At 53.7% G+C, this 16,340-nt stretch carries 14 protein-coding genes; all 14 read left to right on the top strand.

The genetic code is table 11. The annotated features are described in order from the left end of the window. Positions 1 to 39 precede the first annotated feature (39 nt). The 14 genes from RHH81_RS03615 (at position 40) to RHH81_RS03550 (ending at position 16,311) form a co-directional block, all read left to right on the top strand. A complete protein-coding gene (locus RHH81_RS03615) occupies positions 40 to 642 on the top strand; it encodes an aminodeoxychorismate/anthranilate synthase component II (protein ID WP_310743400.1) in 603 nt (200 codons plus the stop codon). A 52-nt stretch (positions 643 to 694) separates the two neighbouring features. Continuing rightward, on the top strand, positions 695 to 1,444 hold the full coding sequence (locus RHH81_RS03610; protein WP_302678872.1) for an MBL fold metallo-hydrolase: 750 nt from the start codon (positions 695 to 697) through the stop codon (positions 1,442 to 1,444). Positions 1,445 to 1,503: 59 nt separating this feature from the next. After that, on the top strand, positions 1,504 to 2,475 hold the full coding sequence (locus RHH81_RS03605) for an ABC transporter ATP-binding protein (protein WP_302678871.1): 972 nt from the start codon (positions 1,504 to 1,506) through the stop codon (positions 2,473 to 2,475). Positions 2,476 to 2,491: 16 nt separating this feature from the next. After that, the gene (locus RHH81_RS03600) at positions 2,492 to 3,295 is read left to right on the top strand and encodes an ABC transporter permease (RefSeq protein WP_190278347.1); all 804 of its coding nucleotides are present in this window, start codon (positions 2,492 to 2,494) and stop codon (positions 3,293 to 3,295) included. 12 nt (positions 3,296 to 3,307) lie between these two features. Beyond that, a complete protein-coding gene (locus RHH81_RS03595) occupies positions 3,308 to 4,849 on the top strand; it encodes a Gldg family protein (protein WP_310743399.1) in 1,542 nt (513 codons plus the stop codon). Between the two features lie 225 nt (positions 4,850 to 5,074). Continuing rightward, positions 5,075 to 6,157, top strand: a complete 1,083-nt coding sequence (psbA, locus tag RHH81_RS03590; RefSeq protein WP_181495653.1) for a photosystem II q(b) protein — start codon at positions 5,075 to 5,077, stop codon at positions 6,155 to 6,157. Between the two features lie 100 nt (positions 6,158 to 6,257). Then, positions 6,258 to 7,064, top strand: coding sequence for a hypothetical protein (locus tag RHH81_RS03585; protein WP_310743398.1), 807 nt, complete (start codon positions 6,258 to 6,260; stop codon positions 7,062 to 7,064). Between the two features lie 7 nt (positions 7,065 to 7,071). Beyond that, positions 7,072 to 8,271: a radical SAM family heme chaperone HemW gene (gene hemW / locus RHH81_RS03580; protein WP_310743397.1), complete on the top strand. Its 1,200-nt coding sequence runs from the start codon at positions 7,072 to 7,074 to the stop codon at positions 8,269 to 8,271. 37 nt (positions 8,272 to 8,308) lie between these two features. After that, entirely contained in the window at positions 8,309 to 10,237 is a 1,929-nt protein-coding gene (gene htpG, locus RHH81_RS03575; protein ID WP_302678867.1) for a molecular chaperone HtpG, read from the top strand. A gap of 25 nt (positions 10,238 to 10,262) precedes the next feature. Next, a complete protein-coding gene (locus RHH81_RS03570; RefSeq protein ID WP_206201098.1) occupies positions 10,263 to 11,729 on the top strand; it encodes a site-2 protease family protein in 1,467 nt (488 codons plus the stop codon). Further along, on the top strand, positions 11,730 to 12,491 hold the full coding sequence (larB, locus tag RHH81_RS03565; protein WP_206201097.1) for a nickel pincer cofactor biosynthesis protein LarB: 762 nt from the start codon (positions 11,730 to 11,732) through the stop codon (positions 12,489 to 12,491). 42 nt (positions 12,492 to 12,533) lie between these two features. After that, positions 12,534 to 12,830 (top strand): 30S ribosomal protein S20, encoded by a 297-nt coding sequence (rpsT, locus tag RHH81_RS03560; protein WP_149820827.1) that lies wholly within the window; start codon positions 12,534 to 12,536, stop codon positions 12,828 to 12,830. Positions 12,831 to 12,835: 5 nt separating this feature from the next. Further along, positions 12,836 to 13,633: a TatD family hydrolase gene (locus RHH81_RS03555; protein ID WP_310743396.1), complete on the top strand. Its 798-nt coding sequence runs from the start codon at positions 12,836 to 12,838 to the stop codon at positions 13,631 to 13,633. Positions 13,634 to 13,872: 239 nt separating this feature from the next. Next, on the top strand, positions 13,873 to 16,311 hold the full coding sequence (locus RHH81_RS03550) for a phosphoketolase (protein WP_206201095.1): 2,439 nt from the start codon (positions 13,873 to 13,875) through the stop codon (positions 16,309 to 16,311). The last annotated feature ends 29 nt before the right edge of the window (positions 16,312 to 16,340 follow it).

Raw genomic sequence — 16,340 nt, 5'->3', positions numbered from 1 at the left:
GGATCATAAAGAATAAAAACGATAGAGGACGTTGCCCCCTTGCTTATCGTTATTGATAACTACGACAGCTTCACCTACAACCTTGTGCAGTACCTAGGAGAGCTAGCGCAGGAGTTCCCAATTGCTGCGGATCTGCGGGTCTTTCGCAACGACAAGATCACCCTCGATGAGATCGCTGCCCTCGCCCCTGCGGGTATTGTGATTTCTCCTGGTCCGGGTCGCCCTGCGGACGCTGGAATTTCTAAAGCCCTGATCCGCACCTATGCTGGCACACTACCCATCTTGGGGGTTTGCTTGGGACATCAAGCGATTGGTGAAGTTTTTGGCGGCACGGTGACGCTCGCACCAACCCTCATGCACGGCAAAACGTCAGAAATTTACCACAGTGGTGTGGGGGTGTTCCAAAATTTGCCCCAACCCTTTACCGCAACCCGCTACCACAGCCTTGTTATTGATCGTGACAGTTGCCCTGATCTATTGGAAATTACGGCTTGGACAGAGGATGGCCTGATTATGGGGGTGCGCCACCGCCACTATCCGACGCTGGAAGGGGTGCAATTCCATCCGGAGAGCATTCTCACCACCTGCGGCAAAGACCTGCTACGGAACTTTTTGCGACGGCTGTCCAGTCCATCATTGTGAGCCAGCCACTTTTCGGTACACTGAGCTGGAAATAGGAGTGTGGGGAGAGAAAATGGAACGGCGGCAGTTCTTGCGTTGGGCACAAATTGGGGCGATCGCCAGCCTGAGTGGACACTGGGCAGCCCATGCCCAAGGGGGGGGTCTCTCTCTGCAATGGTTTGGCCACACCTGCTTTCTCTTCACCGGCAGTGGTCAGCGGGTACTGGTGAATCCCTTCCGTCCCATTGGTTGCACCAAAGGATTGCGGCCTCCCCGTGTCACTGCGGATATTGTCATGATTAGCAGTCGCCTCCTGGACGAGGGTTACATCGAAGGCTTACCCGGTCGGCCTAAACTGCTTTTTCAACCCGGTTCCTATAAAGTCAATGGTTTGAGTATTCAGGGCATCCGCACCAGTCATGATCGCGTCGGTGGCTTGCGCTTTGGCGTCAACGTGGTTTGGCGCTGGCAGCAGGGGGGCATCAATCTTTTGCATATGGGCGGCATTGCCATGCCGATCACGATTGAACAACGCATTCTCATGGGACGGCCTGATGTGATGATTGTGCCAGTGGGAGGAAGTGACAAAGCCTATAGGGCTGAGGAGGCCAAGGCAGCCATTGAAGTTTTGCAACCCCGTTTGGTCATTCCTTCCCACTATCGCACGGCAGCGGCTGACCCCAATAATTGTGATCTGACGGGGCTAGAGGACTTTTTGAAAGTTATGGAGGGAACCCCGGTTCGCCGCAGTGGGGGTGCCTCCCTCAGTCTATCGGCAGCCAATCTGCCCCAAAATACCACTATCCAAGTCCTCAGTATTTGATGAGGAAAACGGCTATATTGTGTGTCAATGTTTCCCGTAGAACGAGTTGAGGAAACGCCATGATTCAGGTCGAACACCTGACCAAGGTTTACGGTACAACCGTCGCGCTGCGGGATGTCAGCTTTTCAGCGGCCAGTGGTGAGATTCTCGGTCTCCTTGGCCCCAATGGCGCAGGCAAAACCACCACAATGCGGATTTTGGCGGGGTATCTACCGGCAACGAGTGGCACAGCATCTATTGCAGGCTATGAAGTCCACACGAATCCGATGGCGGTGCGGCAGCGCATTGGCTATCTGCCAGAAAATCCCCCCCTCTATACGGAAATGACGGTGGCGGGCTATTTGCACTTTGTGGCTCGCATCAAGGGCGTCAGTGCGGGCGATCGCCCCCAGCGGGTGGAATATGCCCTCAAAAGCTGCGGCCTCTGGGATCGGCAACGCACCATTATTCGCAAACTCTCGAAGGGTTATCGGCAGCGGGTCGGCATTGCCCAAGCGATCGTTCATGATCCGCCAGCCATCATTCTGGATGAACCCACGGTGGGTCTCGATCCGCGGCAAATTATTGAGGTGCGCAACCTGATTAAAAACTTGGCGGGACAGCATACAGTGATCCTTTCTACCCATATTTTGGCGGAAGTGAGCATGACCTGCGATCGCGCCGTGATTATCAATAAAGGCGAAGTGGCGGGCATTGGCCAACTGGATGAACTGCTGCAACGCCTCAGCAGTAGCTACACCTATGACCTCGAACTCGTGGGCGATCGCGCCGCTATTGAATCCCTCCTCCAACAGTTGCCTGCTCTGCAACAGATCACATGGGGCAATAGCACTCCCCAAGGGCGACAGCAACTTCAGGTCAGTAGTCCTTCAGAAATCGGTGCCGATCTCGCCAGTCTCCTTGTCCAAAATGGGGTGCAACTCTTTGAAATGCGCCGCTCCCGTGCCAACCTAGAGGAGGTGTTCTTGAAGCTAACGACCGATGAACCCACCGCAGAACCCAGCGATACCACCGAAGAAGCCCGTGCTTAGCGTTTCCCTCCACGGGCTGCGTGTCCTCCTTGCTAACATTCTTGCCATCTATCGCCGCGAACTCCAGAGTTACTTTAGTGCCCCCTTCTACTATGTGATTGCCGGGGTGTTCTGGCTGCTCAGCGGCCTGTTTTTCCTCGTTGTGATGACGACAATTATTAGCCAAGTGGCTCAGCAGGATTTGCTGCAACAACAGTTTGGGGCGCCGAGCCAAGCCATTGACGTTCCCAAGCTCATCCTCGAAAGTTTCCTTGGACTCCTCGGCTCCATTTCCCAAGTCATTTTGCCCATGCTCTCGATGGGACTGTACACCGAAGAACGCAAACGCGGCACCCTCGAACTTTTAGCCACCTCACCGATTACGAACTGGTGTGTGGCAACGGGTAAACTCTTGGCAGTGCTCACGTTTTATACCACGCTGTTGCTGCCCGTGATTGTCTATCAGTTTGTGGCGCTCCAGCAGAGTACGCCCCCCCTCTCCCCTTGGCTAATTCTGGCGGGCAATGGCGGATTGATTCTTTTAGCAGCAGCCATTCTCTCCTTGGGGATGTTTCTCTCATCGTTGACGGATAGCACGATCTTGGCGGCCATTTTGGGATTTGCGGTGTTGCTGATTCTTTGGGTGCTGGATGTCTTGGCTAAAAATACTGGCGGGAATCTCAGTGATATCCTCACCTACGTCTCACCCCTAGAGCACTTTACCAACCTGACACGGGGAATTTTCCGCAGCAGTAGTCTTGTTGTCTTTGGTAGTTATATTTTCCTCGGCATTTTCCTCACGGCACAGTCCATTGATGCCTTTCGTTACCAGCGCAATTAGGGGGTACCGGTCATGAAACGCTTTGCCCTAGGCTCACCCGAACGATTGACCACGGTATTGCTGTGGGCGGCGCCACTTTTGATCATTGCTGGCTTGAGTGCTGGCATCGTCACCAATCGCTGGAATTGGTTACCCTTGAGCCTTTTAGCTTTGGGGGGGATTGCCCTACTGCTGTGGCTGATCCAGCAAAGTCGCGTCTCCACAGGGTTTTGGGGGCGGCGTTCTACCCAAACCAGTACGAATGCCCTCCTGACTGTGATTGCGGTGATTGCTCTATTGGGCATCGTCAATTTTTTGGCCGATCGCTACAGTGTTGAAATCGATCTCACCGAAAACCGTGCCTTTACCCTAGCGGCAGAAACCCGTGATGTTCTGCAAACTTTGGATCAGCCGGTGCGGGTATTGGTGTTTGATGCCAATGCTGCCAGTCGCGATCGCCTGTTGCTGGAACAGTACCGCCGTCAGGCCAACAACCAGTTTTCATTTGAGTTCATTGACCCCCAAGAGCAACCCGCCCTTGCTAAAAAGTACAACGTGACTCAAGTGGGGCAAGTGATTGTTGTGGCGGGCGAGAAAACGCAGCGCATTGATGAAGACCTTTCCGAAAGTAACCTCACCCCTGCCCTGATTCGGGTGACGAGCGATCGCACGATCCGTGCCTATTTCACTACGGGGCACAATGAACTTCCCCTCACAGGTGGCTCCGCCAGTCTCAGTGAAGTGGCTAAACTCCTCGAACAGCGAGATGTGGAACTCCTGCCCCTGAATTTGCTGGAGAAGGGCAAAATTCCTGAGGATGCGAATGTCATTGTGGTCGCTGGACCGCGGCAACCCTTTTTGCGTCTGGAGCAGGATCTGCTCAAGGCGTACCTGAATCGGGGTGGTAGCCTTTTGCTAATGCTCGATGTCGATGTCAACGCCGGTCTGGATGATTTACTGAAAAACTGGGGACTCACCCTCGATAATCGCTGGGTGATTGACGGCTCTGGTGTGGGTCAACAGGTGGGACTCGGTCCCGATACGATTATTGTCACCACCTATGGCAATCACCCGATTACTCAACGCTTTGCCCAAGGTCCGAGTGTCTTTCCCCGCGCGCAAGCCATTCGCATTGATCCTGTGAAGGATGATGACATTGTGGAAATTGCCCTCTCGGGCCCGCAAACTTGGGCGGAAACCGACTGGCAGTCGGGCAACCTTGAATTCACTGAAGGTGTAGATACCAAAGGGCCGCTGCCGATTGGTGTAGCGATTACCCGTCAGTTGAGTGATAACCCACCGAAGGAAGCCCGCTTGGTGGTCTTTGGGGATTCGGAATTCGCCACCGATGGTGTGATTGCCTACCAAGGGATTAATAGTGATCTCTTTGTCAATTCCGTGCTCTGGTTGGGCGATCGCGACCAAAAGGCACTCTCGATTCGTCCGCGCGAAACCACCAATCGCCGCCTGCAACTCAATGTCACCACCAGTCGTTGGCTAGAGATTATCAGTGTCTTTCTGTTGCCCCTTGTCGGGTTTGGCTCAGCCGTTTTTGTCTGGTGGCGGCGCCGCTAACTTTTCACTGGCGATCGCGCGAGGACACCCCTGATCCCTGAGAAATTATTAACAGAATATAAAATTTAGACACAACCCTTTACATTTTCCTGAGAGATTGGTTAATATAAGGTTACATTCCGTTGCACAACACCAGCGGGTGCTCCTAAGGTCTCTCAGGGACTCGATTTGGGAGTGTAAACGGTTTGTAACATTCATTCATCTTGTTCAACAGGACTTATCACTATGACGACTGTTTTACAACGTCGCGAGCAACTGAACCTGTGGGAGCAATTTTGTAGCTGGGTTACCAGCACCAACAACCGCCTCTATGTGGGCTGGTTCGGTGTGTTGATGATCCCCACTCTGCTCGCTGCTACCATCTGCTTCGTGATTGCTTTCATCGCTGCTCCCCCTGTGGACATCGATGGCATCCGTGAGCCTGTCGCTGGCTCCTTGATCTATGGCAACAACATCATCACTGGTGCGGTTGTCCCCTCCAGCAACGCCATTGGCTTGCACTTCTACCCCATTTGGGAAGCTGCTTCCCTTGATGAGTGGCTCTACAACGGTGGCCCTTACCAACTGATCATCTTCCACTTCTTGATCGGTGTCTTCTGCTACATGGGTCGTGAGTGGGAACTCAGCTACCGCCTCGGTATGCGTCCTTGGATCTGCGTGGCCTACTCCGCTCCTGTGGCTGCCGCTACCGCTGTGTTCTTGATCTACCCCATTGGTCAAGGCAGCTTCTCCGATGGTATGCCCCTCGGTATTTCTGGTACCTTTAACTTCATGCTGGTGTTCCAAGCGGAGCACAACATCCTGATGCACCCCTTCCACCAACTGGGTGTGGCTGGTGTCTTTGGTGGTGCTCTGTTCTCCGCCATGCACGGTTCTCTGGTGACCTCCAGCTTGATCCGTGAAACCACCGAAACCGAGTCTCAAAACTACGGTTACAAATTCGGTCAAGAGGAAGAAACCTACAACATTGTGGCTGCCCACGGTTACTTTGGTCGCTTGATCTTCCAATACGCCAGCTTCAACAACAGCCGTGCGCTGCACTTCTTCCTCGCCGCTTGGCCGGTGATCGGTATCTGGTTCACCGCTCTGGGTATCAGCACGATGGCCTTCAACCTCAACGGTTTCAACTTCAACCACTCCGTTGTGGATGCTCAAGGCAACGTGATCAACACTTGGGCTGACATCATCAACCGTGCCAACTTGGGTATGGAAGTGATGCACGAGCGCAATGCTCACAACTTCCCCCTCGACTTGGCCAGCGCTGAGTCTGCTCCTGTGGCCATGATTGCTCCTAGCATCAACGGCTAATTCCTAGAGCAACGCTAACTAGCGTTTAGTTAAAGGAACCGCCTCTTCATCGGGGGCGGTCTTTTTTTATGATGATGGTCAAAGGGTAGAGACTTTGTTAATGAATGGTTGGACATCCCTCTTGGCAGTGGCAGTGCCTCTTGTGGTGCAAGCAGCAACACCAGCTCCAGAGATCATTACGCGGGCGATCGCGATCGCTGCCGAGCAGTTTGGTGAGGAACCAGAGCAAATTAGCGTGGTCCAAGTTCAGCCCAAAGTTTGGTCTGATGGCTGTTTGGGCTTGGGGGGGTTGCGGGTTGATTGTGCTGAGCGTTTAACCCCCGGTTGGGAAATTACCCTGACGAATCCCAATGCTCCCTATCCCCAACAGTGGGTCTATCGCACCAATCAAAGTGGTTCCCTGATTCTTTGGGATGCCGCTGGCAGTCGGATGATGGGTACCCTGATTCAGCGCCCCCAACGCCTGAGTCTAGAGGAGTTACCACCCCCCCTTCCTGAGGACGTGAGTTTTCGCGTGATTCGGCAAAGTGATGCCTCTGGGAGCCGTCCACCCGTAACGACAACGACACTGCTCTATAACGATGGTCGGATTGTGCAGCAAACCACCAATGCTCGCGGGGAAACCCTCAGCCGCACCCTACGCACAGTGACACCTGCTCAAGTCAGTCAATTTAATCAATTGTTGAGCGATCGCCGCTTTGAGCGCTTCAATGGCTTTGATTTTGTACCCACACCCCTAGAGCGACCGGTGCCTATTCATCTCGTCTCGACCCCCACCGCAACGGTGCGCTTTGCTGAAGCCAATGAATACCGCCTTGCCTCTGATTTGGTCGCTGTTTTGCGGGCATGGGAGTTATTGGTTGCCAAAGGTCGGCTGCCTGACCAGATTTCATCACAAACCAGTTAAGAAAACAATGACTAGAGCCGCATACATTCATCTGCCCTTTTGTCGGCGCCGCTGCTTCTACTGTGACTTTCCGATTACGGTAGTGGGAGATTCTCCGACGCTGGCAGAGTCACTTATCCAAGAGTATGTGGCTGCACTCTGTCAAGAAATTGCCCACACCCCTGCTGAGCCGCCACCACTCCAAACGATTTTTTTTGGGGGGGGAACACCGTCTCTAGTCCCGCCTCAATACATTGGCCAACTGCTGGAAGCCCTTGATCGCCAAATAGGCATTGCCCAAGGGGCAGAAATTTCTATGGAAATGGATCCGGGAACCTTTGACTTAAAACAATTGCAGGGCTATCTCAAAGTAGGGGTGAATCGCGTCAGCTTGGGTGTACAGGCCTTTGACGATGAGCTATTGCGGGTATGTGGCCGTAGTCACGATGTGGCCGATGTTGAGCAGGCAGTTGCGATGCTTCATAGGGCGGGGGTAGCAAACTGGAGCATGGATCTCATTTCAGGCTTGCCGCAACAATCCTTAGCAGATTGGCAGTTCTCCCTCGAGCAAGCGATCGCCCTCAACCCTGCCCATCTATCCATCTACGACCTGATCATTGAACCCAAAACCGTCTTTAGCAAACGCTATCAACCCGAAGCAGACCCCCTACCCACTCAAGAGCAAGCCGCTGCCGCCTACTGCCTTACCCACAAGAGGCTAACAGCAGCAGGGTATGAGCACTATGAAATTTCCAATTATGCCCGACCGGGGTTTGCCTGTCGTCACAATCAAGTGTATTGGCGCAATCAACCCTACTATGGCTTTGGCATGGGCGCCACCAGTTATCTCGGGCATCGTCGCCTCAGCCGTCCGCGTACCCGCCGTGAATACTATCAATGGCTGCAAAGTTTACCCGAGAGCCTCAATCAAGTCAGTCCAGATGCCCGGTGGGATCGCTGGCTGGAAACCCTCATGCTGGGCTTGCGCCTCAGGGATGGCCTCTCTTTAGCTGCTCTAGCGGATGAATTTCCGATGTCGTGGGTTGAAGCCCTACAAGCAGCAGCGGCAAACATGTCTCCAGAGACGCTTTCTTTGACGGGCGATCGCCTGCACTTGACCCAGCCAGAAGGATTTCTGATGGCCAATACCGTCATTGTCACTCTTTGGGAGGCGATGGAGAGATCGGTTTTCCGCCAACAGGAAGCGCAACCCCTACCGATACACTAGAGGTTGTCTGACCAAGAATACACTCACGGGAAGCATCATGTTGGAACAGGGAACCATTTCAATCCATACTGAGAACATTTTTCCAATCATTAAAAAGTGGCTCTACTCCGATCATGAGATTTTCCTGCGGGAACTGGTCTCCAATGCGGTAGATGCAATCCAAAAACTGCGGATGGTGGCACGTTCTGGGGAATATAGCGGCGATGTGGATCACCCGGAAGTGACGATCACGATTGACAAAGAAAACAAAAAGCTGGCGATCGCCGACAACGGCATTGGCATGACCGCCGAGGAAGTCAAAAAATACATTACCCAAGTGGCCTTTTCCAGTGCCGAAGAATTCGTTCAAAAGTACAAAGGGGAAGGGGAAGACGCAATCATTGGTCACTTTGGCCTTGGCTTTTACTCCGCCTTCATGGTCTCAGAACGGGTGGAAATTGATACCCTCTCCTACCGCGAAGGTGCCGTCCCCGTGCATTGGACCTGTGATGGTTCCACTGAATTTACCCTCTCCGATGGTCAGCGCACCAGTGTTGGGACAACCGTCACCCTAACCCTGCAAGAGGGTGAGTTGGAGTACCTAGAACCCGGCCGCATTCGTGAATTGGTGCGCAAATACTGTGACTTTTTGCCGGTGCCAATTAAGCTAGAGGGTGAGCAAATTAATAAACAAATTGCCCCTTGGAAGAGTTCTCCCAATAGCCTCAGCAAAGAAGACTATCTCGAGTTTTACCGCTATCTCTATCCCTTTCAAGAAGACCCGCTGCTTTGGGTTCACCTCAATACCGACTATCCCTTTGTGGTCAATGGCATTCTCTACTTTCCCAAACTGCGCCCCGATATTGATGTCACCAAAGGGCAAATTAAGCTCTACTGCAACCAAGTCTTTGTCAGCGATAACTGCGAAGAGGTGATCCCGCGCTTTTTGCTGCCTTTGCGGGGGGTCATTGACAGCAGCGACATTCCCCTGAATGTGTCCCGCAGTTTCCTGCAAAACGATCGCACGGTGCGCAAAATTGCCGACTACATTGCCAAAAAGGTGGGCGATCGCCTGAAGGAGCTATACCGCGAAGACCCGGCGGCCTACGTACGCTCGTGGCAAGACTTGGGCACCTTTGTCAAATTCGGTTCCATCAACGATGAGAAGTTCAAAAAGCAGGTGGAAGATATTCTCATCTACCGCACCACGGCCGAACTCATCTCCAAAGAGAGCGAGGATGTCTGGGCCAGTGAGGGGGGCATCCAAGTGGATGGCAAAACCTACACCACCCTCAAGGAGTACCTCGAGCGCAACCAAGAGCGCCAAGGCAAGCGCGTCTATTACTGCACCGATGAGGTGAACCAAGCCACCTACGTGCAACTGCTTAAAAGCCAAGGGATTGAAGTTCTGTTTATGGACAGTTTCATTGATACCCACTTTGTGCCGTGGCTGGAGCAAAATTACCGCGATGTCAAGTTTCTGCGGGTGGACGCTGAACTGGATGAAACCCTGATTGACAAGAGCAAAGAGAGCGAAATCATTGACCCAGCTACCAACAAAACCCGCAGTGAGCAGATCAAGGCGCTCTTTGAATCTGTGCTGAAAAAGCCGAAACTGACCATTCGCACCGAGGCCCTCAAGGCCGATGCCCCCCCGGCAATGATCCTGTTGCCCGAAACCAGTCGGCGGATGCAGGAGATGATGGCGATGATGCAGCAGCAACCCAATGCGCAGTTGCCAGAGGAGCATATCTTGGTTGTCAATACCGCCCATCCCTTGGTGCAAAATCTCCTCAGCCTCAACCAAGGCACGATTATTCAAACCAGCGGCACCTCAGAAACGGGTGCATTGGTCGAAAAGCTGTGTCAGTATATCTACGATTTGGCTCTATTGTCACAGCGGGGCTTTGATGCCAATGGTATGCAGCAATTTACAGAGCGTGCCAGTCAAGTTCTGACCCAACTGACCACTATGGCCACGCGCTAACGTTTGCAAACGCGGGAGGTAACGCATGATTATTACGGTAGGCCTATTGGCGGGGGCGATCGCCCTACTGGCGTGGGGACTGTACCGCAACCTGCCCTACGGCAAGCTGGGGATTGTGGCTTGGCTGCAAACCCTTGTCCTGATGCTCCCTTGGCTAGTGGTTTTTGGCAGCCTCAGCTTTGGGATTGTGATTAACTTTGCTGCCGTGCTCTTTGGGCTGGTGTTCTCGATTGTGGCCTATGTTGCCCTTGGCCGTTGGTTGCGATCGCTGGCGGCCACCGCCGAATTGCCCCTACCCTCTGCTCCCTCTGGCCGTTCGGAACTAGAGCAAGCCACCACAGAGCAGACGACCCCAGCCCAGCCTACTGCACGACCCAGCCTTCCCGCCGAAGACCTACAAGCCATTCAAAGTATCTTTAGCGTGGATACCTACTTCGCCACCGACTACATTCCCTACAAAGGGGGCGTGATCTGCCCGGGGAATCTGCGGGGAGAGGCCAAAGTGGTGCATCAGCAACTCACTGAACGCCTACAGGCCGCCTTGCCCGATCGCTATCGCCTTTTTATGGTGGCCAATGGGGAGGGCAAGCCGATGGTCGTGATTTTACCAATGACGACCGAACCAATTCGCTCGGGCAATCTTCAGAAGCTGGCAGCGGTTTTCTTGGCGGTGGCCACCCTTGGAACCTGTCTCGAGACCAGTGCCATCCTGCAGGGGTTTAGCTTACTGGGAAATCCAACCACTGGCCTCTTCCAGCGATCGCTCCCCTTTGCCTTGGGTCTCTTTGGCATTGCCGCTATACGGGAAGGGGGTCACTGGCTAATGGCCAAACGCTATCGGGCACGCTTGGGGCCGCCCATCTTTTTACCCGCGTGGCAGTTGGGGACTTTTGGAGCCATGACCCGCATTGAATCCTTCCTTGCCAATCGCAGTCAACTCTTTGACATTGGTGCAGCAGGGGCGATCGCGGCTGGTAGTGTTTCGCTGCTGCTGTTGGCCATTGGCCTTGTTCTCTCGCCCACGAGTCAGGGGTTAGAGGTGCCGACCCTCTTTTTCCAAGGCTCGATTTTGGTGGGGACGATCGCCAAGCTCTTTTTGGGGCAGCAGTTGCAAAGTGAAGTGGTGGTGGTGCATCCCTTTGTGATTTTGGGCTGGCTGGGCTTGATCATGACGGCCTTGAACTTGATGCCCGCAGGACAACTGGATGGGGGGCGGATTATTCAAGCCATTTACGGTACCAAAACCGCCAAACGACTGACGATTATTACCCTTGTGGTCTTGGGCTTGGTGGCGATCGTCAACCCCTTGGCCTTGTATTGGGCGTTGGTGATTCTGCTGTTGCAGCGGGATATGGATCAGCCCAGTCTCGATGAGATCACCGAACCCGATGATACCCGTGCTGGTCTTGGTCTGCTGCTATTGTTCCTGATGGCCGCTACCTTGATCCCGATGGCGCCGGGGCTAGCGGGTCGCTTGGGAATTGGAGGCTAAATGCCCGATTCACTGCGGCAGATTTTGGCGGCAGTCGCCCAAGGGCAACTGAGCGTAGAGACCGCCTATCGCCAACTGCAACATCTGTCCTACGAACCCATTGGCGATTTTGCACGCATTGATCACCAGCGGCAGCAGCGCACCGGCTTTCCAGAGGTGATTTGGGGACCCGGCAAAACCCCGCAGCAGATTGTCGAGATTCTGGAGCGGATGCGTCCCCACTATCCCTGTGTGATGGCGACACGGATTTCCCCAGAAGTCTTTGAGGCAGTGCGATCGCGCGTTGGTGGACTGCACTATTTTGAAAAGGCACGGATTTGCAGTACAGCCCCCATTTTGCCGCCGCAGTTTCCCCTGCCGGTGGGCTTGGTCTGTGCCGGCACAGCGGATCTACCCGTGGCCGAAGAGGCAGCAGTGACGTTGCAACTGTCAGGATTTGGGGTTGAGCGATTTTGGGATGTGGGGGTGGCGGGAATTCATCGGCTGTTGAGTGTGCGCGATCGCCTAGAGGAGATGGCCCTGCTCATTGTGGTTGCGGGCATGGAGGGGGCACTGCCCAGTGTGGTGGCGGGGCTAGTCTCGGTACCCGTGATTGCTGTACCCACCAGTATTGGCTATGGCGCGAATTTTGGCGGTTTGGCAGCGCTACTGACAATGCTCAACTCCTGTGCCCCCGGCATTGGTGTCGTCAATATTGACAATGGCTTTGGGGCGGCAATGCTGGCAGCCAAGATCTTGCGATCGCTCAGTCAACGGTTATAATGGTTATTTGTTCTTAACGTGTGATTGATCATCAGGTGACCTGTGGCTAACATCAAATCTGCCGCTAAACGTGCCCAAATTGCTGAGCGCAACCGTCTTCGCAACAAAGCCTATCGCTCGGCAGTGCGGACGCTGATTAAAAACTACTTGACGGCTATTAGTCAGTATGCTGCCGATCCCACTCCGGAAAAACTGGCGGAAGTCCAGCAGCGACTCAACTTGGCCTTTAGCAAAATTGACAAAGCGGTTAAGCGCGGTGTGCTCCATCGCAACACCGGTGCCCGTCGTAAAGCGCGGCTGACCCGTATCCTCAACAAAACGCTGCAACCGGCTGCCTAATCCCCATGTTGGTGGATACCCACGTCCATCTCAACTTTCCAGAGTACGCATCCGATCTGGACTCAGTGGCTGAACGCTGGCGATCGGCGGGAGTGGTGCGGCTGGTTCACTCCTGCGTTGAACCCAGTGAATTTCCCACCATTCAGAGCCTTGCCGCGCACTTTCCCGAACTCTTTATGGCAGTGGGTCTCCATCCCCTAGATACAGAGCAGTGGCAGCCGGATCTCAAGGAAAAAATTGCCCGCCTTGCCGCCAGTGAACCCAAGGTGGTGGCCATTGGCGAAACAGGTTTAGATTTTTACAAAGCCACGAATCGCGAAGAACAGGAAGCGGCCTTTTGGGCACAGTTGGAGGTTGCCCACAGCTTGAATCTGCCAGTGATTATCCACTGTCGGGAGGCAGCCGCTGCCGCGCGGGATCTACTTCAACAGTTTGTGCGCGATCGCGGGTCGGTGCAAGGAGTGATGCACTGCTGGGGCGGTACCCCCGAAGAAACGGAGTGGTTTCTCGATCTGGGTCTTTTTATCAGCTTTAGCGGCACCGTCACGTTTAAGAACGCCAAACAAATCCATGCCTCGGCACAAATGGTTCCCAGCGATCGCCTACTGGTGGAAACGGATTGCCCCTTCCTTGCCCCTGTGCCCAAACGCGGCGAAAAACGCAATGAACCCAGCTATGTGCGCTTTGTGGCTGAAGCCGTCGCCCGTCTGCGACAATGTGACCTCTTGGAATTAGAACAGCAAACCACCCTCAACGCCTGTCAGCTCTTTCGCCTCCCCCTGCCCCCAGAAGTTGCCGCATAAATTGCTCAGGCATTGGGAAGTTTACTGAATTGAATCAACGTTAAAAAATCTAGCGCATTTGCGAGCCTAGCCGTTTCAGCATCCTAGGATGGGGCTGTAGGCTAAAGACGATAGTTTAGGATGTGTCTCGATTAGTAAGTAGGCAATTCGTGGATTCTTGATCAACGCCGTTAGCACTTTGATCTATATGATCTCGGTTGATTTTCTTGATACTCATGCTGACTTGACGAGGATACTGTATGGTTAGCTCTCCTCCCCGTCCCACCGAACTCACCGCTGATATTCATGCTTTTGGTTCTGCTCGCGCCACGATTCAAGGACAGCCCTTGAGTGATAGTGAAGTTGAGGCCATGGATGCCTTCTTCCGTGCCTGTAACTATCTGGCCGTGGGCATGATCTATTTGCTCGATAACCCCCTACTCAAGGAACCCCTCAAGCCTGAACACATCAAAAAACGCCTCCTTGGTCACTGGGGATCGAGTCCGGGTCTGTCCTTTTGCTACCTTCACCTCAATCGCATTATTAAAAAGTACCAACAGGAGGTGATTTTCCTAGCGGGTCCCGGTCATGGGGCACCGGGGGTTTTGGCACCTGTTTACCTTGAAGGCAGTTACACCGAGATTTACCACAACATTAGTGAGGATGCCCACGGCCTCAAAAAATTCTTCAAGCAGTTCTCCTTCCCCGGTGGCATTGGCAGCCACTGCACCCCAGAAACGCCCGGCTCGATACACGAAGGGGGAGAATTGGGCTATGTCCTCTCCCATGCCTGTGGTGCTGCCTTTGACAATCCTGATTTAATTGTGGCGGCAGTGGTTGGCGATGGGGAAGCAGAAACGGGGCCTTTGGCCACCTCATGGCACATCAATAAATTCCTCAACCCGGCGCGCGATGGGGCAGTCTTGCCGATTCTCAACTTGAATGGCTACAAGATTAACAACCCGACGATTCTGGCACGCATTCCCCATCAAGATTTGGAAAGCTACTTCCGCGGTTTAGGGTATGAACCCTGCTTTGTGGAAGGTTCCGATCGCCCCTCAATGCACCAAGCAATGGCCGCCACCCTCGATTACTGCGTGACTAAAATTAAGGAGATTCAACGGGCGGCTCGGCAAGAGGGCGTTACCACCTTACCCCGTTGGCCGATGATTGTGCTGCGTACCCCCAAAGGTTGGACAGGCCCCGCGGAAGTGAATGGCCACAAAGTGGAAGGCTTCTGGCGAGCACACCAAGTGCCCATGGCCGATGTCCACACTAACCCTGAAAACCTTAAGCTCCTTGAAAATTGGCTGCGCAGCTACCGTCCCGAAGAACTCTTTGATGAGAATGGCACATTTCGTCCTGAACTCAAAGCCTTGGCGCCAACCGGCAACTACCGTATGGGCATGAATCCCCACGCCAATGGTGGGCTATTGCGCAAGGATTTGAAAATGCCCGACTTTCGGCAGTACGGCATTACGTTTGAGAAACCCGCCCAAATTGAGGTGGAAAATACCCGTCCCCTTGGAGTCTTCCTGCGGGATGTGATGCGCAATAACATGACCAATTTCCGTGTCTTTGGTCCCGATGAAAATACCTCGAATAAGCTCAATGCCATTTACGAGGTCAGCAAGAAATTCTGGATTGCGGAATACTTTGAGGAGGACGCCGATGGCGGTGAATTGTCCCCTAATGGTCGCGTCATTGAAATGCTCAGCGAGCACACCATGGAGGGGATGCTGGAGGGCTATCTGCTGACGGGTCGCCATGGGTTCTTCTCCACCTACGAGTCCTTTGTCCATGTCATTGACTCGATGTTTAACCAACATGCCAAATGGTTGAGCATCTGCAATGAACTCTCGTGGCGGGCGGATGTGGCCTCGTTGAACTTGCTGATTACGTCCACGGTGTGGCGGCAGGATCACAATGGCTTCACCCACCAGGATCCGGGATTTTTGGATATTGTCTGCAACAAGAGTGCAAAGGTTACGCGCATTTACTTACCGCCTGATGTCAACTCACTGCTGTCGGTGGCGGATCACTGCCTGCGGAGCAAAAACTATGTGAATGTGATTGTCTCCGACAAGCAGTTGCACTTGCAGTACCTGACGATGGATCAGGCGATTATCCACTGCACGAAGGGGCTAGGCATTTGGGATTGGGCCAGCAATGATCAAGGCTGTGAACCCGATCTGGTGATGGCCAGTGCCGGGGACATTCCCACCCAAGAGGCGTTGGCGGCGATCGCCCTCCTGCGGCAGGAGTTTCCAGAGCTGAAGATTCGCTATATCAATGTGGTGGATCTCTTTAAGCTGCAACCGGAAACCGAACACCCCCACGGCCTGAGCGATCGCGACTTTGATAGTCTCTTTACCCTCGATCGCCCGATTATCTTTAACTTCCATGGTTATCCGTGGTTGATCCACCGTCTCACGTACCGCCGTCACAATCACCGTAACTTGCACGTGCGCGGCTACAAAGAAAAGGGCAACATCAACACCCCCCTTGAGTTGGCCATCAATAATGAGATTGATCGCTTTAGTCTTGCCATTGATGCCATTGATCGCCTCCCCGGTCTTCAAGTGGCGGGTGCCCATGCCAAGGAGAAATTCCGCAACATGCAAATTGAAGCCCGCAACTACGCCTACGAGTACGGTGTGGACAAGCCGGAGTTTAGCCACTGGACTTGGCCATTTTAGCTTGATCCTCTAGGTTGATGCTCTGCCCC

The sequence above is a fragment of the Thermosynechococcus sp. PKX95 genome (assembly GCF_031583295.1).
Lineage (GTDB): Bacteria > Cyanobacteriota > Cyanobacteriia > Thermosynechococcales > Thermosynechococcaceae > Thermosynechococcus.
The sequence above is the reverse complement of the archived record's forward strand: the minus strand, read 5'-3'. Positions and strand labels throughout refer to the sequence as shown.